Here is an 18,777-nt window from a genome sequence, read left to right as displayed (position 1 = left end):
TCACCTACCATGCTGCTGTTGGATCTTGTCGATATACTTCAGAGATATTTTTCAAGGCTTCCTCTAGGTCTACTGTGTGCTGACCATATCGACCGTTTTGCTCCTTACCTTTCAGCTGTAAATCCCCTGGCCACGGAATCTGAACGACATCAAATATATTACTCATCTGGTTAGTAAACGTGTTAAGTAACAACTGTTCATCGTCAAGTAATCCGTGCTGACAAATGCTAGCTGCTTGCGGTCCCCACGAGAAAAGCTCACCTATATCAGACCAAACTTTATCTAGGGCGATAAGAAGTCTGTAGCGCGCCTCATCTGTTGTTGTAGCCATTTCTTTAAACCATGTTTCTCCATGCAGGACATGGTAATACTTCTCTCTAGATATCTTAGTTGCTGCTTGGGCTAGTGGCAGGTAAGTAGAATGCTGTAACGCATTCATCCTCATCTGCTCAAATAGGTCAAATATATATTGTCTAACCACCGAATAGCACCAATCATACTGAGGATGCTCCATATAGTCCCCTTTTCCATTGGAGCGCTCCACCAATCTAGCATTTTGAAAGGAGCTAGCTTCTCGCAAATGAGCTAAATCATCTGCTTTTCCTTCACCTAGCTCCTCCAAAAGCTGATAGAATAGTGCAGCATGCCCCATATGATCCTGTGCTATGGAACTAAAGGCTACATCAGCCTCTAAATGAGGGGCCAGCCCGAGCCATTCCGAGCCACGATAACCAACCAGAAAGTTATCATCGGCTAGCTGAAATAATAGAGCCACTAACGCTGCTCTATATTCTTGATTCTGCTTAGCTTCCTCTGCCGATCCTATTTGTAACACAACGTTAATCCCCCTTTTTACATACACGTACTTACAATAAGTTCTTTTCTGTTAATTGCTCCTGGTCATATTTACGCCATTTTTTCTTTAAATAGCCATAGCCCTTTGTTTCACGGTACTGTTTATCCTCTAGCTTTTCTAAGGCCTTTCTCTCGTTTGGTGATGGCTGAGCAATATGTTTTCTCTCAACAACCCATAAATTGTAGCAGGGCTGTCTTCTTGTAAAATTCTCTTTTGCTAGAAACAAAGCTACCTGTTCATTTGGTGCTAATAAGCTACCTTGATGAACAAATGCTGTATTAGCATCCCTCTGAATAAAAACCTCATAGATAGGATAGTTCATCTTGCTTTCTCCTTGCTGAGACTGCTGGCTAGTATTCTGACGAGCTTCTTCCATACGCCTTTTCTGAGCCTCCTTCTTATGAATGTCACACTACGGAGTCGGCAGCTAGGGTACGAGCTGCTAGGAGCTCTCTTACCCATGCGCCATTTTCATAGCTTTCCTTTCTTAATCCAAGCCTCTCTTGTGATTTTGGACCTTGATTGCTCACAATCTTCTTAAATTCCTCCCAATCAGGCTGTTTATAGCACCATTCCTGGTTCTCTTCATCAAATCGTAATGTGTCATCAGGTATAGATAAGCCTAGGGACCATATTCGTGGAATGTATTTAGATAAGAACATTTGTCTCATTTCTTCATTTGTTGCCGCTCTAATCTTGTAGCGCAGGTTTTTTTGCTGGTGCTTAGATATCTGATTTCCCTCTGGTGGACCAAAAAACATTAATAGCCCCGACCACCAACGATCGAGTGCTTCCTGCAGGGACTGGCGCTGCTTTTCTGTGCCCTCCGCTAAGCTTAGGATAATGCTTTCCCCATGTTGCATGTGAAAAACCTCTTCTGCGCAAATCCTCTGAAGGACGCGACCATAGGGACCATAGGACGTATCTAGGAGCATTTTCTGTGTGATGATAGCCGCTCCGTCTACAAGCCATGCGATAATACCTGCATCGGCCCAAGTAGGCGCTGTCATATGAAAAACGTTGTGAAATTTCAGCTTACCTGAGATTAGGTCGCGGTAGATATCATCTCGATCCTTCCCCCAATAAGTCATCAAATCCTCAGCCACTCGAAGCAGCAGCTGACCATGCCCCATTTCATCCTGTACCTTAGCCATAATCGCTAGCTTACGGTGCAGGGTAGGTGCCTTTGGAACCCATTCCTTCTCAGGAAGTGCCCCCATAATTTCACTTATGCCATGCATAGAAATTAGACGAACGAGTTGCTCTCGGTAATCCTCCGGCATCCAATCATCCGCTTCAATTTTCTCTCCACGATCAATACGCTCTAAAAACGCAGCATGCTTCTGTTCCTCACTTAAGCTGTCTACATACACTTCCATAACGTATAAAACCTCCCTTCCCTACACTCTATGCTGAAACACTATTCATGTATTACGTTTTATCAACGCCATTATATTATAGTGTTATATAATTTGTAAACGGTTTCATTAGAAAAATTTGGCTTGTCGCCAAGATGTGGCGAAAGCCTTAGTTTTTCTTAACGTATAAAGAAAGTATAAAATTTGATACCATGTTTTCATCAAATTTTATACTTTCTGACGGCATGAAAAGCTTCCTCTAATGATGGACTAAACGACTTCTTCGAGAGGACTTCAATACAAGCTTTTCTTATACTATCTACCTTTAAACTTGTAAATTCAGATAATAAATTAAAAAGCCTTTAAAGAATTTTCTTCTTTAAAAGCCTAGTTTACGACCATGATAGATGATGTTAGTGTTGCCGCCCTCTTATTGTTTTGACTTAGCGTAGCTTCTACATAAGCCACAGATTTCCCTAGCCTCTCTACCCTAGCTTCTATCTCTACCGTACCAAGAGCTATAGGTCGGTGGTATGTCGCCTGTAATGTAATACTTGAGAAGCCCTGCTTCTCTCCCAGCTTAGACGCCATCGCATAAGCCATCATAATATCTGCCGCCGCAGAAACAAAACCTCCCATCGCTACTCCATGTCCATTGAGAAATTCTGGATGCACTGTCCAAATTCCCTTAGCTAAACCATCCTTTGCAAAATAAGCTTTTACTTTCATTGTCAAATCACAATTTGGTGGATGCTTGTCCCCATGAACAACATCTAATAAATCTTGAACAGTGTACGGGCTTACTTCTTCCATCTCTCTCCCCTCCTACTCATCTCTACCTTGCTGCTGTACCATGTATGGATGTTCAAAAACATTATACAGCTCGCTTCGAGCAGCGTCATTCCCCTCTTGGTAGACACTCTCAAAAAAACGGCTGGCTGGCTCCGCTAGCACCTTATAATAATCCCTGAACAAAGCGGCTGCATGATCTCCTAGCCAATCCTTAGGTAAGAGAACTTCAGGTAAGCCAGGATCAACAAACAGAAATTTTCGATACTCGTGAATCAGCTTTGTTCGCTCGACAAAGCAATCCCCATCCTGCATATCTCCTTTTTCAATTTTGTTCCGATCAACAATATATTTTTTACTATACAGCTCAATAAAGCTCTGATATTTTGAATTAATCTCCTCAAGGTTCCAGCATCTAGCTACGACATCCTGTCCCTGATGTGGGCCCTCATAGCTTGAAATAAAGAAATCTACGTACTCCTCAACCTGGTACCTTTTAATTAAATCCTGTACCTGCTGCTCCAGAGGATTGGGAGAAATATAGCAGCTGAATGTCAAAGAGCCAAAGCCACTCCAAATCAGTTCTTTCCTCAGTTCGTCACGTATCGCTCTTTTTTCCTCTGGAATAGAGTAAATAAGCATTCTCCACTTACCGTCCCATGGCTGAGCTTGCAGCTTAAAAATTCTTTGTGCCGCTTCATCCATTCGCTTCTTCCCTATCTCTGTAAGATAGTAATAGCTTTTGTTTCCTTCCTTTCTAGCCTCTACCCACCCTTGCTTACTCATACGAGAGATAGCTGCACGAATCGCCTGAGCGTTGTGTCCAAACTCCTCCATGAGCCTAATCAGACTACCTATCCAAATCTCACCACCATAATGATGGATATAATCTCCGTATAATGTGAAAATCATTGATCTAGTATTTAAGCTTTGTTCCATCCTACACCCCATATCCTTCTAACAAACATAAGTTTAGAGCTATTATAACGAGAAAAACATGTGCTGTAAAATATTCGTTATATGTTTTGTAGAGTATAAATGTGTGCAAGAGTCACTTTTGACTTGTTATATACCTACTTTACCTGTATATTCACAAAATCAGTTCGTTCTACCCTTTAAAAGGAAATGCTCCATATCAAGTAGAGAATGAGAAAAATAAAAACTGACATCAATCATATCCCCTATGGTTGATGTCAGCTTTTGAAATTCGCCCTGCTCCTGTACATTATTCACTTCTTTAGTCTGTATCTACCTGTATTTAGATCAAAGACATCAGCATCATCAATCAATTGAATAGGGTTAAGCAGAATAGTTCGATCTCCTAAATCTTCCCCAAACCCATTGTTTCGCTTAAGGCAATGGTTAAAATTTTTCACACAAGTTTGCCCTACCCTGAAGCTTGATCCTATTCCCAACGAATTAACCTTGCACATCCCTATTTGACAATTTGTTGGTTCAAAATCTACTCCTTTAGTCAAGGATTCTCCTCCATTTCTACACTACTTTTCTGAAAAGATGGACAAATCCCTGCATATTTTTAATTGCAGCCAGATACATATAAAAAGAGCTTGATTATTAATGATAGCTGTCTAGAAAGCTAATAAGCACTAAGGGGGACGACCATGAAGCTATCAGAATTTTTCTCAGGGATCAATCAGAAAAAAAAAGTAAAAGAAGCCATAAACAAAATAGATAAACTAGAGCAGCATATTTATGATCTTGAGCAGAAGCTCCTTATGCTCGACCAACCCAATCATCATGAGGAAAATACGTCAGTTCACTCTCAAGCAGAACAAATCTCACCCCCAATCATTGTAGAAAAATTACACATTGAAAAAATAAGTATTGATAAATTTGAGCTAAGTAATAATTTTGGTGCGTTAGGTATTAAAGAATTACAAGGTAAGCTAAACATAGGTGCGAACTATGGTGAGGCCAATACCACTGCTAAGCACATAAAAACAAACACTACTTCAGCTGAGTCTAATAATACAGAAGAAGGGAATGAATCTCCTAATTCATTGATCAAGAATGATCACACCAGTGATTCTTTGAATAGGTCTACTTCAAATTTCCCTCCTCGATACTCCATCAAAGGCAAGGAAGAGTAATCACGAAAAAGCTTTACCCAAATTTAATCTAGCCCTTAGATAATACTAGTTTTAGCAGAATTAGAATCCGAGACGTCCGGATCTGATATAATGCTTAGAGGAACAAACAAAGCACCAAAGTCTCCGTTCTCCTCCCCGAATCCTTGGTTTTGCTTATTAGAAAGAAAATAGTCAATTTGTTGATATGGACCTAATGTAATTGATGATCCTCTATCTACCGTATTGGCTTTAAAAGCTAACAAGTTTACAGCCATAGGGGCAAATTGCATATCATTACCTCCCTCCTACCGAATGTTGGATTGTTTTTAATATGATAGTTCACGTGAAGGGAAGTGGTTATTTGAATCGAAAGCATCCTTGTCATCTACGAAGCTACGATTATTCAGGAAAGCACCATCATCCCCAAAATTTTGACCATATCCTTGATTTTTCTTATCAGAATTCGTCCATTCTGCTAATAGATTTTGACCAATATTTACTGCCGACGCATTTTCAAAGGAATTAATTTTGATCATAAAAATATTAATAGATATAGAAGGTGTTCTCACGCCCTTTCCTCCTCTCTATGACTACAATATGAGGCCGGCAAGGGATTTATGTAAGAAATCCTTGGAGGAGGAGATGAGATCAATGGATAAAGACAAATTAAAGCATTGGATAGATGTTGCTGATCAATTCCAAGGGAGCGATTTCTGGAATGGAGTGTTTGGTAGTGATTATCCAAAAAAGCTATTAGATCAATTCGCTTTTGGACCAAATCAAAACCATGATCAACAGCCTAATATGTCCAGTTATCCTGCTCGAGAGACTAGAAATAATGACCATTCCCAGAGGACAAAGCCACTCTTTCCCCGAATCGATCTATTTAGGAATGACTATGAGCTTACCATATTAATTGAACTACCAGGAGTACATAAAGAAGATGTGCAATTAGGGGTTGCCCATGATCTACTTCAAATTAAGGGTATTGTACACCCCTTAACATCAGATATGGAAAGTATTTCTTCTGAGAGACACTATGGTCCTTTTGAAAGAACGGTTCGTCTACCAGAAGCTGTGAATGAAAATAAAGTCTCTGCTAAGTTCATCAATGGTTTGCTAAAAATTAGCTTCCCTCGAACTCAACGGAAAATGGAGAACATTAACATTGAGTAGATGTTCTCCACAACAGCTTTAATTATCTATTTAACTTCCTCACCAGAAAAAGCCACCTGCTCCCCCATATCCAGCTCCATAGCTTGGAGGGTATCCGTAACCTGCTGGGTACCCGAAGCCTGGCCTGCCATACCCACCATAAAAAGGCTTTCCGTAACCTGCATAGCCACCTCCAAATCCACCACCTCCCCAAAAAGGGGCTGTGCCCACTACGGCTAAGCCTGCAATAGCTGCTAAAGGGACTATATAAGGATTAAAAAAGCCCCTCTCAGGCTCTCCAATCTCATTATTTTCTACTATTGAATGTGATCCTGCTTGTGAATCCTGTACTCCAAAAACATCTCCACCGATCATTGGACTTAAAACAATATGTTCATCGGTCACATGATTCACTACACCGCGTAGCTCCCGGCCATCTATCACTTGTAGCACTACATTCTTCCCCAAACAGGAATAACATGCTTCATATAATGAATGTACCACTCTATTCCCTCCCTATTCACCTTCAAAATTGACCTTTATAATTACCCTCTGAGGAAATCCTCATTTGTCCTAGGCAAAACGAACTTTTTGTAGTATATGCGAATAACTAGGGAAGGGTTTGGCTAAAGCAATATTTCATACCATTTGCTAATGTAGGCTAAAAGACAGGGTAAATGTGTCACAAGGCTGTTTTAATACATATATATAAACCAAACGCTCCCAAAGGGTGATGTCATGCCTCATATTAATAATATCTTCAATTTCAGGGTTAACAACGTTTCCAGTAATGGTTCGATTAATTTTGGTAATACGATTCTTAAGGGAAACAAGGCCGACTCAAAATCTGTTGGGGGGCAAACTGTCATCGGGGACTCTATCAACAGTCCTTCTACCAACTTTGATAAAAATATTGTTTCTGACCCTGACTTAATTGATCAGCCACAAAAACAATTATAATCCTATCACTTAAGAAAGGGTGTGTTTCATGTTAAAGATTTGCATTACGAATTTATGTATTGAATCCATCACAAACCTTGGGTCTCTAAATATAGGTAGAACGATTTTAAGTGATAATAGGTCCTCCATTTCCAGTATCCCTACCCTTCCAGCCACAGCACCTGGTGGAGCAGAGGTTCCTCATATTCCTCCTGCCGAGCTTCTACCTCCAGGAGGACCTAGTATTCCTAGTGAGGGGGTTGTTCCCAGTGCCCCTCCAGTTACCCCTGGAGAGGTTGGTGATGTTGGCGGGATAGGTGATGTAGGAGTCGGAGGAGTTGGCGAAGTGGATGTAGGTGGAGTCGGCGATATAGGTGGTGTTCCTTAATGGTTTGAATTGCAAAGAATAGCCTGAAAGTTCTAATTGAAAGGGGATAAATTATGCTTTTTTATACACATCTTAATCAGATTTTTAATATTGAGGTCATTAATGCTTCAAGTAATGGCTCAGTAAACGTTGGAAATGTGATTGGCAAAGGATTTTCTTCAAGTTCTAAGTCCGTTGGAAGTCAATCTATTATTGGTAATGCCTTAGTGCGTCCAGCAACGAATGGAAACTTCAATTTGGTCTTTGATCCTGATTTCATTGATCAACCACAGAAGCAGCTCTAACACTACATTTTATAATCATGGGTCGCAAGAAAAAAAGCATGCTCAGCATCTTGCTCAAGCATGCTTTTTTATTTTATGTAAAGAGGACTCCCAGCGTCATTTAGGATGACTTTTGGGACAACCCCACTCACTTTTCACCAATATGCACAGGAGAGCCCTCCTTCTTTATCTTAGGAAACAGCTGAACTGAAAGAATTCCCCGCTGGTAATTGGCATTGACTCGCTTCGTATTGACAACTACAGGTAATGGAATAACCGCTTCGAACATCCCTGAAAAAATCTCACTTTGCACATTTTCTAAATGATCGAAGCCTAGGTCAATTTTACCTTTCACCTGCAGCTCCTGATCTCTAACAGTCAGCTTTATTTGAGAAAGATCCCGCACATAAGGTAGATTGATTAAAACAATGATTTCCGAGGAGCTTTTATAGATATTGTACGCTGGGCTATCTTTTTTAACCTGCTTAAAAAAATCATGGAAAAACTCATTTCCTAATAAGTCCTTGGCCATCGATTGCCATTTGTAAAAGTCCGTAGGATTTTGATTCATACAAGAACCTCCCCGTGTAAGAGTACATATCCTATCATATGAGCCCAGATCGAATGAGTGCATAAATCAAAAGGGGTGGTTGCTATGTATTATCAGTATCCTGACTTTTTCAGGATTCTAGAGGAAAAGGTACAGCGTCTAGAGCAAGAGAATGAAGAACTTAGAGGAAAAATAGAGCAACTAAAACCGATCCATATTGAGAATATTAACTATAAAATTCAAGAGCTAACGGTAAGGGAGCTAAAAGGAACTCTTAATATTGGTATGACGGCGCTTAGTGATCCAGAAGAAATTAAGAAATGGCTTACGGAAACAGACGGTGAAGAGGTTCAACTCCAGGATATGGAGCAGGAAATGAAACAGGATGGAATGCCAGATCAAAATGTGATGGATAAGCATCAACCACATACTCCACATTCCACTTAACAGTTATATTTAGGAGGAGGAAAGACTTTAGGGTGAGGATAGGTATAAGCTGGCTGCATTGGGTACAAAAAGGGGTAGGCTATCTGTGGAAAGTACTTGAAAAAGGCTGGATCAGTATATGGATTCCACGGATACACAGCCATGGTTGGAAGTTGATTAGGAGTAACCGTAATCTGCTGTACAAATCCTTCTTTTAGGTCCCAGTTCGTGTGCTGAATGTATGCACTACCCATAAATCCATCATCATCATCCATAATTTGAACGGCCATATTCCTCCCCCTCATTTCTTGTAAGGTTTATGATTGCACTTTCTTGTTTGGAGAATGTTACGGATGTGGTAAACTAAACAATAGATCACAACAGATTGGAGAAATTAACCCATGTGACAAGTTACATAGATGATTTTAGATAAGATCCAATACACTTATCTATTTAGTTTATAGAGTGATAGCTGTTAGGGTTACAGTCACTTTTCATAATAATGGATTTAACAAAAGAAAGGAATTAACAAAGTGAGCTCAATTATAGATCAGGTTTCTAAACGAAAAACACTAGCGATTATCTCTCACCCTGACGCAGGGAAAACGACATTAACAGAAAAGCTTCTATTATTTGGTGGAGCTATTCGTGAAGCTGGAATGGTTAAAGGAAAAAAGAACTCAAAATTTGCTACGTCAGATTGGATGGAAATTGAAAAACAACGTGGAATCTCTGTTACATCAAGTGTGATGGAATTCGATTATAACGATTATCGTATCAACATCTTAGATACACCTGGACATGAGGACTTCTCTGAGGATACGTACCGTACGTTAACAGCAGCAGATAGTGCCGTGATGTTAATTGATGGAGCAAAGGGTGTAGAGGCTCAAACGAAAAAGCTATTCGAGGTTTGTAGCCAGCGAGGGATACCTATATTCACCATGATTAACAAAATGGATCGGGAAACCAGAGATCCGTTTGATCTATTGGAGGAGCTAGAAGAGATCCTCGGGATGCGCTCCTATCCAATGAACTGGCCGATAGGATCAGGGAGTGATTTTCAAGGGATTTACGATCGTAAGCATCAGCATGTCGAAATTTATGATGCCTCTAATCCGAATAAAGTAAAAATTTATCCTGTCTCTGACATAGAAGGAGCAGACTTAACAGAGCTATTAGGTGAAGCTGCCCATCAGCGCCTAGTAGAGGAAGTTAGCTTGCTTGATGTAGCGGGTGATCCCTATGACGAGGAAAAAATCCTCAACGGTGATTTAACGCCAACATTCTTTGGTAGTGCCATATCCAACTTTGGTGTGCAGAGCTTCTTAGAGCATTTCCTTTTTATGGCTCCAGCTCCGGTTGGTCGAGTGAGTAGTGAAGGCTACGTTGACCCATCTAACAAGGATTTCTCTGGATTCATTTTTAAGATTCAAGCGAATATGAACCCCGCACACCGAGATCGTATAGCGTTTCTGCGGATTTGCTCTGGTAAATTTGAACGTGGCATGAGTGTAAAGCATCCTAGAATGAAAAAATCCATTAAGCTTTCTCAGCCTCAGCAGTTTTTAGCCCAAGAAAGGAATATTATTCAGGAGGCTTACGCTGGGGATATTATTGGCTTATTTGATCCAGGTATTTTTCAGATTGGGGATACGCTCTGCGGCGGCAAAGAGTTTACCTACAGTGAAATGCCTTTATTCTCTCCAGAGCATTTCTCAAGAGTATCCATTAAAAACGCTTTAAAAAAGAAGCATTTCCTTAAAGGCTTGCAGCAGTTGACAGAGGAAGGTACGGTTCAATTCTTTGAGAGTACTTCTGGACTAGATGAGATGATTCTAGGAGTGGTTGGTGAATTACAATTTGAGGTTTTTGAGTACCGTATGCAGCATGAATACGGTGTAGATATGACTCTGCAAAGGCTTCCTTATCAGCTTGCGCGTTGGATTGAAGGAGATTCCTATAAGCCTGCTCTGTTCCAAGCCTCTAATGCGAAGCCAGTGAAGGATAAGCAAGGAAGGCATGTTATGCTCTTCGAAAATGAGTATAGTCTAAGATGGGCACAAGAACGATATCCAGATCTAAAATTCCATAGCCAATCAAACTTTAGCCCATCAAAAAATAGCTAGTCCTGTGCTTCCTATACTAGATCAATGCTATAAATAAAAGAAGGTTCTCTCTAATTCTTTAATATACAAGCTGACTTCGTGAAGTCAGCTTTTTTGTATCTTTTTACTTCCGTACAAGTATCCGATCAAATGTTTGCCTAAAGTTGTCATAGCATGCCCACTTTCTTAATATAATGCATTAAAGGAAGGGAATGCCATATATTTCAACTTGCATAAAAATTATTATAGAACTAAGAGGAATTCATTATGACGATGACGAAGAGTTACACAAATAGAAAGGTACAATTGGAAGAGGTTACAATATGTACTGGTTCGTTTTAGGGGGGTTAATTGGGGTTTTTCTTGGTGCAGGACTTTCTAGATGGTTAGACGAGCATCAATTATTTGTAAAAAACAGACAAAAAATGAAGGATTTCTTCAGCGCCTTCGTTGTATTTGTGGTGTTTGTTTATGGAGCCTACCTATTCCTAGCGAATTTAGAGCATTTTTCACAGTTCCGAACGATCAGCTCCTTTGAGGATCTTCAAAGCTTTATATACTCTAACCCTGTGATCCAGCAGCTCATTGCTTTTAGTGTGTTCGCCTTCCTCCTATCTATTATTTCCTTTATTGTTCGATCACCCTTCTTTAAATGGGAGCAAATTAAAATATTTGGATTCGAAGCAAAGGCAGCTATAAAGGAAAAAGCAGAAAAAGAAGCGAAGGAAGAGCTTGATTATCTTTATCTAATGGAAAATCTAAGAATGGATACGATGGAAATATTCACTTCTGATCTAACCTATGACATAATCCGGCAGCATCTAAACCTTCAGGAGCATGTTTTTAATGGGAAGCATGCCCTTGAGGAAATTCTAGAGTCCTACTGTATTCTTTACCGTGAAAGTCCTTTAAATGGTACTATTCGTTATGGTGTACTGACGATTCACAATCATGAAATTTCAGTGGCTGATTATGAGCAATATATCAAGCTACCACAATACCTAAAGGAGGATATTGATCACGTTATTCAAACAAAGCAGGTTCAAAGATGGTATCACGATGATATTCACACGTTCATAACACCGTTTTCTTTTTTAAATGATTATGAGGTATATTACGTCATCTATTTGAGTAGTTATGAGATAGAATTTAATTCTCTTACTGAAAAGCAATTTCAAATCCTCAAGAACATTATTGAGCTGTATATTAAAGAGAGTGTTAAGCAAAACAGCTATATAGTCACTCATACATTAGCTGTAGATAGCGTTTCTAACACCAAAGAAATATAATAACAAACTCACTCCTTAGTGTTAATCTAACATCCATTATACAGATGCACCGTACACTGAAAAAAAGTGTGCGGTGTACAATGTAGTTTTGTTGCAGCTAAAATGTTTATTGTATGAACCTATAGCTCATTGTTTCTTTTTTGCTACTTATGTTACAATGAGCCTATATGTCTAGGGAGGGAAGAAGGTATTGTCTAGAAAGAAGAATGAGATCGATTATCCCTGTGTGAAATTAACCAGCTCAGGGGAACGAGAGACGGATGATCTGAAGGTCCTGGCAAAAAAGCTAGCTCAACGAAAATATCCAACGGACGACAATCCTGCTATTAAGAGATTAGAACAACGTTTTAAGAGCATCTAAGCACTTTTTCATAATTATCTTATACTCCTACTAGATTTACCTTTACGGCACGACAATGTTTTCTTTCGCATATGATAAATTACATAAGCTATGTACACAGTATAAGTAAGCATCCTTAACGGAAGCTTACTTCCCTTTTGAATAGGGTATTATACAAGTGAAGCCACTCCAGTGATGTCAGACAGCAGAGGTGAGTTTCCTTGTCCTTTAAAAGAATGAAATTCAATTTATTAGTAAAGAAGTTGTTTAAAAAGATGACAAAGAAATCTAATAACGATGGAATAAAATTAAATAAGCAGCAGCCTATATCAAATGAAGCGAGCAATCTCAAAGAACTAGCGAAGAAAATAGCGCAGAGGAAATACAACCCTGAGGATAATCCAGCTGTAAAACGCTTGAAGGATCGTTTCAAAAAGATTTAGGCTCAAAATTTAGCATTTAATCAGCGATGTACTCAGCCCATATAATAAATGTTTTTTTGTGGTCCCTTCAGGAGACTTTTAATATGTCATAAGAAGAGATCCCATATCGCTTACAACCAAATGATTTGAACAACGGCACGACAGGATCTTATCTGTCATGCCGTTTTTATGTTTTTTATGGTAATAGCTTTTTTTTGCAATATTCTTCTATACCTTAATTCCCCTATACCTGTTCATTCTCCAATATTCATTCTAACGTTTATACATATGCAGAAGAATGGAACTTCCCACAAAACTTTGTACTGAACCATCCTCTTCCACTAGTTTAAAATACTCTTTCGTTTGTTCACTTTGCTCCAGCATATATTGGTTTAAAGCTTCCTTCTCATCTAGAGGAAGCTGCATCCTCTCCGTCCACTCTTTGAATTTGAATTTCTTTTCATAGGTCTTCATAAAACTCGAGTAGAAGCCGCTCTTTTCTACTAAGCTGATCCATTCTGTTTTCTTTAAAGCACGAAAATGACTGTAATCTCTCTTCTTTTCGACTATATTGTAGAAGCTGTCAAGTAGATCATCTTCAGGCGAAATATTATCAATTAAGGCAAACTGACCACCCTTCTTTAAAACACGGTAGACCTCCTGCACAAAATGAGGAACGTTAGGAAAATGGTGAGCAGCGATTCGACAAGTAACTAAATCAAAGCTCTCATCAGCAAATGGGAGTTGTTCTGCGTCACCTTGAACAAAGGTAACGTTTTGATGATTGTTTTTTTGAATAAATGCTTCAGCCTGCTGTAGTATTTCTGGTGTCAAATCTAGGGCAGTCACTTCCTGAACGTGTGTTGCTAGTGCGTTCGCTACATGTCCACCCCCTGTTGCTACATCTAACGCTTTCATGCCTTCATTATATTGGATAGCTTGAACCAAGTCCTGAAGGTCAGCTCCCTTGGCGTGGTTCGCACTTGTTACGTATTGGCTGGCATTTTTTCCAAACTGAGCAACTACTGCTTCTTTACTCTTTAACACATCTGGCTTCAATTCCTTCATACTAGCACTCTCCTTTGCTTCCTCTTCTTATTTCTATTTTTTGCTTCCTTAGTTCTTACTTTCTTAGTTCTTGCTCTTATTTCTCCAGGTTCTACATATTCTTGCTTTCTTACTTATTTGTCTTCTAAGTTCTCCTGCTCTCTCTTAGTTCTCTTGCTTTCTAAGTTCTTTTAAGTTCTTTTAATTTGTTAGTATTTATTATTTTAATGCTGGTCTTTTTGATACTAAGGATCTGTGTTAGAGCCGTTCCATTAGTTCAATTCGATTGTCAAAAGGGTCAAAGAATGAAAAGCGTATGAATCCAGGAAATTGTTTTTCCTCTTTAATTCTAATTCCCCTCTTATCTAAGTATTCTCTTGCCTCTTCAATAGACTGAACTTCAAAAGCAACATGACGTCTAGATGGCTTACTGCCTGACTCAAGGCTCACATGCCATTCTATCGCTCCTGCCTGAACCCAAAAGCCTCCTCCATCCCTTAGCACCTCTGGCTTCGGAATCTCCTTCCAGCCCATCGTTTCTACATAAAATTGTCTAGCTTCCTCCTCCTTTTCAGGTGGTACACAAACGTTAATGTGATTAAATCGAAGTAGCTCTATCATCTTTTTACTCCTTTCTCTTCATTATTGTTATTTTCTTACCACCGTTTTCCCGAGTTCTACTCTTTTTAGTCTTTAGAACTCTTTTTACTTTTTTACTTCCTACCTTCTACTTTCCTTCTCAGTAAGGTTGCTCCTCTACAAACGTTTAAACTAAATTAGTTTTATAAGTTTCATAAAAAGGAACTTAGTTTCATTTAATGGAACTAATGATATTGTACTATGCTAACTCTGTTTTGTATATAGAAATTTTGAAATAATTTTTTAAATGAATAAATATCTCTTACATAAAAACTCAGGAATTTTACCGAGGTATTTGAGGTATTTGCTATAAAATATCCTTTATAAATAAAAAGTTTATCAGGAAGTATTCAAACAAAAAGCTTGGCAAAAAGAGTTCTCTTTTTACCAAGCTATATTTTAAGCTTTAGTCCCATGACATATCATTGTTGGATAAGCTTATTTAGATTAATTACTTATGCTTTTTATTACATTATTTAATTATTTTAAGATAATATCTAATTGAGTTCTTCACAGGGGGTTCACTTTTTAGTGAGTTCACTCTTTATTAATGGAATTCACTTATACTAAGGTTCACTCCTTATTTTTAATGTCCTCAAGCAATTGGATAATCTGTTTATTTTGCTTAGACTGTTCCTTCAAATATCCTATGATTGTGCAAATACCTAAGATCATTAGAATCATTAACAAAGTCCACATCGATGCCCCACTCCTTTAATATGACATAGAAGTAGCTCAAAAATACATAGCAACTATGATGCTTAGAAGCCTTTTTCGATGTATTCAAACAAAAAGGACTGACCATTCCGATAAAATCTAGGATCATAAATACCAAGTAGCTGATCATCATCCACGATAACGACAAATGGGGACCACTGATAGAGTGTCTTTGCTTCTGGACGCTCAGCAAAAAGCTCCTCTAAATCCGTCCCCTCAGCAGAAGGTAATGTTTCTTGTAAAGTTAGTCCATTCCACAAGTTTGCGTGACTAAGCTCAACCGTTTCGCCTTTTTTCCCGATGACGGTAAAGTTCCATGGTACAAACGTAGCTGAAAGTGTGTGCTCTTCATAGCTTGATGCCGTTTGCTGGTAGATGGTATACCCCTGAGTAGACTGAACAATAATATGTAAAATCATAAGCAGCCATGCAGCTCTGTAAACAAAATGGGATCTAATTTGCTTATGCTTAGTAAAAGGCAACTTCTTTTTCAAACGAACAAATAAGAAGCTAAGCAGCATGATCGCCCAAAAAGTGAGATCCACAATGGGGATTGTTCCAAAGGTAACTCGTAAATCTGAGAAAGGCTCAAGATAACCGGTTCCCCAAGCATTAAATAAATCGCTTGTACAGTGGATAAATACACTGAGTAAGCCTATGTAAAAAATCCTTGGATCCTTTACCTTAAACAGAAACCTACAGACTAGCCAGAGCAGTAAGGCCCAAATTGGAACCATAAACAAGGAGTGAGTGATTCCCCTGTGCCACATTTGATATAAGCCTTCGGTATCCCAAAGCTGAGATACAACATCACTATCGGGGATCAGACTTCCTACTACAGCTGTAAATAGAAAGGCTCTTTTCGTTGTTTTTTCCATCTCTTCTTTATCTATTGCTCCGTATATCGTTAGACCAAATAATGTATGAGTAATCGAGTCCATTCTATTTATCCTCCTCCTTTTCTGCATTTTTATCTTGCTTCATTACCTATGTTCTCTATACCAATAGTTTTTTCTTACTCAGCTTTTATATTTATCATCCTTCTCTTGTTCCAGATTTTCTTACTCAGCTTTATATTTATCAGCTTTTTCTAATTAAGATTTTACTTATCTTTATATTAATCAGCTTTTTCTTGTTGTATTTCTTCTTCGTCCTGATCCTTTACCCTAAATTCCTCATTGAGGGGCTGCTTAAACTGCTCTAAGTCAAAATCTCCATTTTTCTTCCCCTCATGTTTATAGCCACTTGAAATAGCCCAAACTGTTAACCCAAGCACCACAAGCATTAAAAAAACGGATACTACTAAAATGATGATCACTGTGTACACTCCTAATGGAATCATTTAGTCGAAAAAATAGACACATTCCCCTAATTTTTATAAACCTGAGTTTCATTATACATGATTCTTCCAACCTTCCCAATTGAATTACGGCAGTTTTATGCTAAAATAATGGATATAGAGGTGAAGAAACATGGACTTTTCAAAAATGTGTCCCAAGTATGAATCTGCAATGGACATTTTAGGTAAGAAATGGACCGGCTTAATTATACATGTACTCCTAGATGGTTCTAAACGCTTTAAAGATATTAAAAGCCAAATACCAGAGATGAGTGACCGCATCCTAACAGAGCGGATGAAGGAGCTTGAAGGCTGTGGTATTCTAGTCCGTCATGTATATCCAGAAACTCCAGTAAGAATTGAATATGAGCTGACGGATCAAGGAAAGGATTTGGAGCCAGTTATTCAATCGATTCAACAATGGGGAGATCGTTGGATGTAACGGAGTAGAACAAAAAAGGAGAATTCCATGACTGTAAAGTACTGTAGAGAATCACGCTGTGTAAGAACTAGCCATGTCATGCCAAGTGACACAAATAACCATCAAACAATGTTTGGCGGGAAGCTAATGTCCAATATTGATGATATTGCTTCTATTGCAGCTATGAGACATTGCCGTACACAGGTAGTCACAGCCTCAACAGATTCAGTGGATTTCCTGCATCCAATTCGTCCAGGACATTCCGTTTGCTTAGAGGCCTATGTGACTCATACTGGTAAAAGCTCAATGGAGGTATTTGTTAAGGTCATAGCGGAGCATTTATTATCCGGTGAAAGGTTAATTGCTGCAACCTCCTTCCTAACCTTCGTTGCTCTTGATGAGAACAGGAACATTGTTCCTGTCCCTGCCGTGATTCCTGAAACGGATGAAGAGAAGAAGCTGCATGAGACAGCAGCTTTCAGAGCTCAGCAAAGAAAGCAAAGAAGAGAAGAAAGTAAGAAGCTAGCGAGCTTCTTAACAACAAATAAGCCTTGGGAGTAATGATTTATTTCTCTTGTGCAGGCAGGTAAGTTTTATAAAATGCCTATTGTACAGAGGAGCATATCAAGCTACTCTGTCAGGCTTTTTCTTTTCTAAATGAAATGACTTACTCTTACACATACTATGTATAGTTTATGCTCTTAAGATATTGAGAATAAGCTTGATGAAAGGATGTGTTAAGGATGAAGGAAAAGAAAAAAGCATTGCCAGATGAAACACATGAAGGCCGTGACAAGTATTATATGGATATTGATCGCAAAGTGAATGAAGGTTTAGGCGGTGGACAGGTTACGGAGGATAATGGTTTGATTGATGAAGACAATCCAATCACCACGGAGACTGAGCCTCACACTCCTGGAAAATCAACGTCTAATTAAGAAGCTAGGGAGGCTTTCTCCCTAGCTTTTTTCATGTCAAATCAAGTTACATTAGCTAATGCTTTAGCTACCTTAGCAAGACGTTCGCCTAGCCTTCCCGCCATCACAAGCTCCGCTTCCTTAGGCTGCTCCTCACCCGAAGGACCAGCTACCGTTGCTGCTCCATAAGGGGAGCCCCCGATACCGTCTGTCGTTAGCTGTTCTGGATTTTCCCCGTAAGGCAATCCGACAAAGATCATTCCGAAGTGAAGCAATGGAACTAACGATGTAATAACCGTAGTTTCTTGTCCCCCGTGAATAGAGCCCGTACTAGTGATAATAGCCGTAGCCTTTCCCTCTAGCTTTCCTTGAGCCCATAGCCCTCCCGCAGAATCTAGATATTGCTTCATTTGAGCTGGCATTGATCCATAGCGAGTTGGAATTCCCCATAGTATGCCATCCGCCCATTCTAAATCATCATGTGTCGCTTCAGGCATATTCTCTTGTGCTTCCTGTGCCTGCACATAATACTCCTGACTAGACATGATCTTTCTAACCTGTTCAAATTCAGCTACCTTTACAATCTTGACCTCTGTTCCCTCTACTCTTCGTGCCCCATCCGCTGCCGCTTTCACCATTTCGTAGATATGTCCATAGGCACTATAATAGGGAATTAATACTTTAGCCATACTTGATTCTCACTCCTTTAGGTGAATTAAGCAAG

General features: G+C 39.2%; 30 protein-coding genes. 13 read left to right on the top strand and 17 right to left on the bottom strand.

The genetic code is table 11. The features are described 5' to 3' along the window. Positions 1–4: 4 nt before the first annotated feature. The 6 genes from paaC to J2S11_RS12700 form a co-directional block, all read right to left on the bottom strand. Complete coding sequence (gene paaC / locus J2S11_RS12725; protein ID WP_307395105.1) at positions 5–835, bottom strand: 1,2-phenylacetyl-CoA epoxidase subunit PaaC; 831 nt, start codon at positions 833–835, stop codon at positions 5–7. A 31-nt stretch (positions 836–866) separates the two neighbouring features. Then, positions 867–1,232: a 1,2-phenylacetyl-CoA epoxidase subunit PaaB gene (gene paaB, locus J2S11_RS12720; RefSeq protein WP_307395103.1), complete on the bottom strand. Its 366-nt coding sequence runs from the start codon at positions 1,230–1,232 to the stop codon at positions 867–869. Positions 1,233–1,263: 31 nt separating this feature from the next. Next, positions 1,264–2,235, bottom strand: coding sequence for a 1,2-phenylacetyl-CoA epoxidase subunit PaaA (gene paaA, locus J2S11_RS12715; protein WP_307395101.1), 972 nt, complete (start codon positions 2,233–2,235; stop codon positions 1,264–1,266). Between the two features lie 366 nt (positions 2,236–2,601). Next, complete coding sequence (locus J2S11_RS12710; protein ID WP_307395099.1) at positions 2,602–3,027, bottom strand: PaaI family thioesterase; 426 nt, start codon at positions 3,025–3,027, stop codon at positions 2,602–2,604. Positions 3,028–3,039: 12 nt separating this feature from the next. Beyond that, positions 3,040–3,942 carry a phenylacetic acid degradation operon negative regulatory protein PaaX gene (gene paaX / locus J2S11_RS12705; protein WP_307395097.1) on the bottom strand — a complete coding sequence of 301 codons (903 nt, stop codon included), beginning with the start codon at positions 3,940–3,942 and terminating at the stop codon, positions 3,040–3,042. Positions 3,943–4,232: 290 nt separating this feature from the next. Further along, positions 4,233–4,481 carry a hypothetical protein gene (locus J2S11_RS12700; RefSeq protein WP_307395095.1) on the bottom strand — a complete coding sequence of 83 codons (249 nt, stop codon included), beginning with the start codon at positions 4,479–4,481 and terminating at the stop codon, positions 4,233–4,235. A 144-nt stretch (positions 4,482–4,625) separates the two neighbouring features. Here J2S11_RS12700 and J2S11_RS12695 point away from each other — a divergent pair, with 144 nt between their 5' ends. Further along, positions 4,626–5,114, top strand: coding sequence for a hypothetical protein (locus tag J2S11_RS12695; RefSeq protein ID WP_307395093.1), 489 nt, complete (start codon positions 4,626–4,628; stop codon positions 5,112–5,114). Positions 5,115–5,149: 35 nt separating this feature from the next. Here the strand turns inward: J2S11_RS12695 and J2S11_RS12690 are convergent, their stop codons facing one another. Next, on the bottom strand, positions 5,150–5,383 hold the full coding sequence (locus tag J2S11_RS12690; RefSeq protein ID WP_307395092.1) for a hypothetical protein: 234 nt from the start codon (positions 5,381–5,383) through the stop codon (positions 5,150–5,152). Between the two features lie 36 nt (positions 5,384–5,419). Then, the gene (locus J2S11_RS12685) at positions 5,420–5,629 is read right to left on the bottom strand and encodes a hypothetical protein (protein WP_307395287.1); all 210 of its coding nucleotides are present in this window, start codon (positions 5,627–5,629) and stop codon (positions 5,420–5,422) included. 115 nt (positions 5,630–5,744) lie between these two features. Between J2S11_RS12685 and J2S11_RS12680 the strand changes: the two genes are divergently transcribed. Further along, on the top strand, positions 5,745–6,269 hold the full coding sequence (locus tag J2S11_RS12680; protein ID WP_307395091.1) for an Hsp20/alpha crystallin family protein: 525 nt from the start codon (positions 5,745–5,747) through the stop codon (positions 6,267–6,269). Positions 6,270–6,308: 39 nt separating this feature from the next. Here the strand turns inward: J2S11_RS12680 and J2S11_RS12675 are convergent, their stop codons facing one another. Further along, on the bottom strand, positions 6,309–6,752 hold the full coding sequence (locus tag J2S11_RS12675; protein WP_307395088.1) for a hypothetical protein: 444 nt from the start codon (positions 6,750–6,752) through the stop codon (positions 6,309–6,311). A 234-nt stretch (positions 6,753–6,986) separates the two neighbouring features. On the opposite strand from J2S11_RS12675, the gene J2S11_RS12670 reads away from it, so the two are divergent. Genes J2S11_RS12670 through J2S11_RS12660 form a run of 3 tightly spaced genes read left to right on the top strand, consistent with a single transcriptional unit; the run spans position 6,987 to position 7,859 of the window. Further along, the gene (locus tag J2S11_RS12670) at positions 6,987–7,208 is read left to right on the top strand and encodes a spore germination protein (protein ID WP_307395087.1); all 222 of its coding nucleotides are present in this window, start codon (positions 6,987–6,989) and stop codon (positions 7,206–7,208) included. 28 nt (positions 7,209–7,236) lie between these two features. Next, complete coding sequence (locus J2S11_RS12665; RefSeq protein ID WP_307395086.1) at positions 7,237–7,575, top strand: hypothetical protein; 339 nt, start codon at positions 7,237–7,239, stop codon at positions 7,573–7,575. Positions 7,576–7,628: 53 nt separating this feature from the next. Further along, positions 7,629–7,859 carry a spore germination protein gene (locus J2S11_RS12660; protein WP_307395084.1) on the top strand — a complete coding sequence of 77 codons (231 nt, stop codon included), beginning with the start codon at positions 7,629–7,631 and terminating at the stop codon, positions 7,857–7,859. Between the two features lie 127 nt (positions 7,860–7,986). Here the strand turns inward: J2S11_RS12660 and J2S11_RS12655 are convergent, their stop codons facing one another. Beyond that, the gene (locus J2S11_RS12655; RefSeq protein ID WP_307395082.1) at positions 7,987–8,409 is read right to left on the bottom strand and encodes an Hsp20/alpha crystallin family protein; all 423 of its coding nucleotides are present in this window, start codon (positions 8,407–8,409) and stop codon (positions 7,987–7,989) included. An 84-nt stretch (positions 8,410–8,493) separates the two neighbouring features. Between J2S11_RS12655 and gerPC the strand changes: the two genes are divergently transcribed. Further along, complete coding sequence (gene gerPC / locus J2S11_RS12650; protein WP_307395080.1) at positions 8,494–8,835, top strand: spore germination protein GerPC; 342 nt, start codon at positions 8,494–8,496, stop codon at positions 8,833–8,835. On the opposite strand, the gene J2S11_RS12645 is transcribed toward gerPC, so the two are convergent. After that, positions 8,832–9,104, bottom strand: coding sequence for a hypothetical protein (locus tag J2S11_RS12645; protein WP_307395078.1), 273 nt, complete (start codon positions 9,102–9,104; stop codon positions 8,832–8,834). The genes gerPC and J2S11_RS12645 overlap by 4 nt on opposite strands. A 234-nt stretch (positions 9,105–9,338) precedes the next feature. Here J2S11_RS12645 and J2S11_RS12640 point away from each other — a divergent pair, with 234 nt between their 5' ends. The 4 genes from J2S11_RS12640 (at position 9,339) to J2S11_RS12625 (ending at position 12,994) form a co-directional block, all read left to right on the top strand. Next, complete coding sequence (locus J2S11_RS12640) at positions 9,339–10,943, top strand: peptide chain release factor 3 (RefSeq protein ID WP_307395286.1); 1,605 nt, start codon at positions 9,339–9,341, stop codon at positions 10,941–10,943. 302 nt (positions 10,944–11,245) lie between these two features. Further along, the gene (locus tag J2S11_RS12635; protein WP_307395076.1) at positions 11,246–12,211 is read left to right on the top strand and encodes a hypothetical protein; all 966 of its coding nucleotides are present in this window, start codon (positions 11,246–11,248) and stop codon (positions 12,209–12,211) included. Positions 12,212–12,401: 190 nt separating this feature from the next. Further along, the gene (locus tag J2S11_RS12630; RefSeq protein WP_307395075.1) at positions 12,402–12,572 is read left to right on the top strand and encodes a hypothetical protein; all 171 of its coding nucleotides are present in this window, start codon (positions 12,402–12,404) and stop codon (positions 12,570–12,572) included. A 254-nt stretch (positions 12,573–12,826) separates the two neighbouring features. Beyond that, positions 12,827–12,994: a hypothetical protein gene (locus tag J2S11_RS12625; RefSeq protein WP_307395073.1), complete on the top strand. Its 168-nt coding sequence runs from the start codon at positions 12,827–12,829 to the stop codon at positions 12,992–12,994. Positions 12,995–13,246: 252 nt separating this feature from the next. Here the strand turns inward: J2S11_RS12625 and J2S11_RS12620 are convergent, their stop codons facing one another. The 5 genes from J2S11_RS12620 to J2S11_RS12600 all read right to left on the bottom strand — a co-directional run bounded on the left by J2S11_RS12620 (position 13,247) and on the right by J2S11_RS12600 (position 16,694). Then, positions 13,247–14,041, bottom strand: coding sequence for a class I SAM-dependent methyltransferase (locus J2S11_RS12620; RefSeq protein ID WP_307395071.1), 795 nt, complete (start codon positions 14,039–14,041; stop codon positions 13,247–13,249). Between the two features lie 237 nt (positions 14,042–14,278). Beyond that, a complete protein-coding gene (locus J2S11_RS12615; protein ID WP_307395069.1) occupies positions 14,279–14,641 on the bottom strand; it encodes a VOC family protein in 363 nt (120 codons plus the stop codon). Between the two features lie 591 nt (positions 14,642–15,232). After that, positions 15,233–15,358 (bottom strand): hypothetical protein, encoded by a 126-nt coding sequence (locus J2S11_RS12610; protein ID WP_307395067.1) that lies wholly within the window; start codon positions 15,356–15,358, stop codon positions 15,233–15,235. A gap of 62 nt (positions 15,359–15,420) precedes the next feature. Then, complete coding sequence (locus tag J2S11_RS12605) at positions 15,421–16,317, bottom strand: metal-dependent hydrolase (RefSeq protein ID WP_307395065.1); 897 nt, start codon at positions 16,315–16,317, stop codon at positions 15,421–15,423. Between the two features lie 176 nt (positions 16,318–16,493). Then, positions 16,494–16,694: a hypothetical protein gene (locus J2S11_RS12600; protein WP_307395063.1), complete on the bottom strand. Its 201-nt coding sequence runs from the start codon at positions 16,692–16,694 to the stop codon at positions 16,494–16,496. Positions 16,695–16,848: 154 nt separating this feature from the next. Between J2S11_RS12600 and J2S11_RS12595 the strand changes: the two genes are divergently transcribed. The 3 genes from J2S11_RS12595 (at position 16,849) to J2S11_RS12585 (ending at position 18,074) form a co-directional block, all read left to right on the top strand. Beyond that, on the top strand, positions 16,849–17,157 hold the full coding sequence (locus J2S11_RS12595; RefSeq protein ID WP_307395062.1) for a winged helix-turn-helix transcriptional regulator: 309 nt from the start codon (positions 16,849–16,851) through the stop codon (positions 17,155–17,157). Positions 17,158–17,184: 27 nt separating this feature from the next. Further along, on the top strand, positions 17,185–17,697 hold the full coding sequence (locus J2S11_RS12590) for an acyl-CoA thioesterase (protein WP_307395060.1): 513 nt from the start codon (positions 17,185–17,187) through the stop codon (positions 17,695–17,697). A 182-nt stretch (positions 17,698–17,879) separates the two neighbouring features. After that, positions 17,880–18,074 (top strand): hypothetical protein, encoded by a 195-nt coding sequence (locus J2S11_RS12585; RefSeq protein WP_307395059.1) that lies wholly within the window; start codon positions 17,880–17,882, stop codon positions 18,072–18,074. 41 nt (positions 18,075–18,115) lie between these two features. Here the strand turns inward: J2S11_RS12585 and wrbA are convergent, their stop codons facing one another. Further along, the gene (wrbA, locus tag J2S11_RS12580; protein ID WP_307395058.1) at positions 18,116–18,742 is read right to left on the bottom strand and encodes an NAD(P)H:quinone oxidoreductase; all 627 of its coding nucleotides are present in this window, start codon (positions 18,740–18,742) and stop codon (positions 18,116–18,118) included. Positions 18,743–18,777: the final 35 nt, after the last annotated feature.

Origin of the sequence: Bacillus horti, assembly GCF_030813115.1 — a bacterium.
Taxonomy (GTDB): domain Bacteria; phylum Bacillota; class Bacilli; order Caldalkalibacillales; family JCM-10596; genus Bacillus_CH; species Bacillus_CH horti.
This window is presented reverse-complemented; position numbering and strand designations above follow the sequence as displayed.

Excerpts from the sequence above, each read along its gene's own strand:
- paaB (WP_307395103.1), bottom strand. The coding sequence starts at position 1,232 with ATGGAAGAAGCTCGTCAGAATACTAGCCAGCAGTCTCAGCAAGGAGAA.
- paaA (WP_307395101.1), bottom strand. The coding sequence starts at position 2,235 with ATGGAAGTGTATGTAGACAGCTTAAGTGAGGAACAGAAGCATGCTGCG.
- J2S11_RS12710 (WP_307395099.1), bottom strand. The coding sequence starts at position 3,027 with ATGGAAGAAGTAAGCCCGTACACTGTTCAAGATTTATTAGATGTTGTT.
- paaX (WP_307395097.1), bottom strand. The coding sequence starts at position 3,942 with ATGGAACAAAGCTTAAATACTAGATCAATGATTTTCACATTATACGGA.
- J2S11_RS12695 (WP_307395093.1), top strand. The coding sequence starts at position 4,626 with ATGAAGCTATCAGAATTTTTCTCAGGGATCAATCAGAAAAAAAAAGTA.
- J2S11_RS12690 (WP_307395092.1), bottom strand. The coding sequence starts at position 5,383 with ATGCAATTTGCCCCTATGGCTGTAAACTTGTTAGCTTTTAAAGCCAAT.
- J2S11_RS12685 (WP_307395287.1), bottom strand. The coding sequence starts at position 5,629 with ATGATCAAAATTAATTCCTTTGAAAATGCGTCGGCAGTAAATATTGGT.
- J2S11_RS12680 (WP_307395091.1), top strand. The coding sequence starts at position 5,745 with ATGGATAAAGACAAATTAAAGCATTGGATAGATGTTGCTGATCAATTC.
- J2S11_RS12670 (WP_307395087.1), top strand. The coding sequence starts at position 6,987 with ATGCCTCATATTAATAATATCTTCAATTTCAGGGTTAACAACGTTTCC.
- J2S11_RS12665 (WP_307395086.1), top strand. The coding sequence starts at position 7,237 with ATGTTAAAGATTTGCATTACGAATTTATGTATTGAATCCATCACAAAC.
- J2S11_RS12660 (WP_307395084.1), top strand. The coding sequence starts at position 7,629 with ATGCTTTTTTATACACATCTTAATCAGATTTTTAATATTGAGGTCATT.
- J2S11_RS12655 (WP_307395082.1), bottom strand. The coding sequence starts at position 8,409 with ATGAATCAAAATCCTACGGACTTTTACAAATGGCAATCGATGGCCAAG.
- gerPC (WP_307395080.1), top strand. The coding sequence starts at position 8,494 with ATGTATTATCAGTATCCTGACTTTTTCAGGATTCTAGAGGAAAAGGTA.
- J2S11_RS12645 (WP_307395078.1), bottom strand. The coding sequence starts at position 9,104 with ATGGCCGTTCAAATTATGGATGATGATGATGGATTTATGGGTAGTGCA.
- J2S11_RS12635 (WP_307395076.1), top strand. The coding sequence starts at position 11,246 with ATGTACTGGTTCGTTTTAGGGGGGTTAATTGGGGTTTTTCTTGGTGCA.
- J2S11_RS12625 (WP_307395073.1), top strand. The coding sequence starts at position 12,827 with ATGACAAAGAAATCTAATAACGATGGAATAAAATTAAATAAGCAGCAG.
- J2S11_RS12620 (WP_307395071.1), bottom strand. The coding sequence starts at position 14,041 with ATGAAGGAATTGAAGCCAGATGTGTTAAAGAGTAAAGAAGCAGTAGTT.
- J2S11_RS12615 (WP_307395069.1), bottom strand. The coding sequence starts at position 14,641 with ATGATAGAGCTACTTCGATTTAATCACATTAACGTTTGTGTACCACCT.
- J2S11_RS12610 (WP_307395067.1), bottom strand. The coding sequence starts at position 15,358 with ATGTGGACTTTGTTAATGATTCTAATGATCTTAGGTATTTGCACAATC.
- J2S11_RS12605 (WP_307395065.1), bottom strand. The coding sequence starts at position 16,317 with ATGGACTCGATTACTCATACATTATTTGGTCTAACGATATACGGAGCA.
- J2S11_RS12595 (WP_307395062.1), top strand. The coding sequence starts at position 16,849 with ATGGACTTTTCAAAAATGTGTCCCAAGTATGAATCTGCAATGGACATT.
- J2S11_RS12590 (WP_307395060.1), top strand. The coding sequence starts at position 17,185 with ATGACTGTAAAGTACTGTAGAGAATCACGCTGTGTAAGAACTAGCCAT.
- J2S11_RS12585 (WP_307395059.1), top strand. The coding sequence starts at position 17,880 with ATGAAGGAAAAGAAAAAAGCATTGCCAGATGAAACACATGAAGGCCGT.
- wrbA (WP_307395058.1), bottom strand. The coding sequence starts at position 18,742 with ATGGCTAAAGTATTAATTCCCTATTATAGTGCCTATGGACATATCTAC.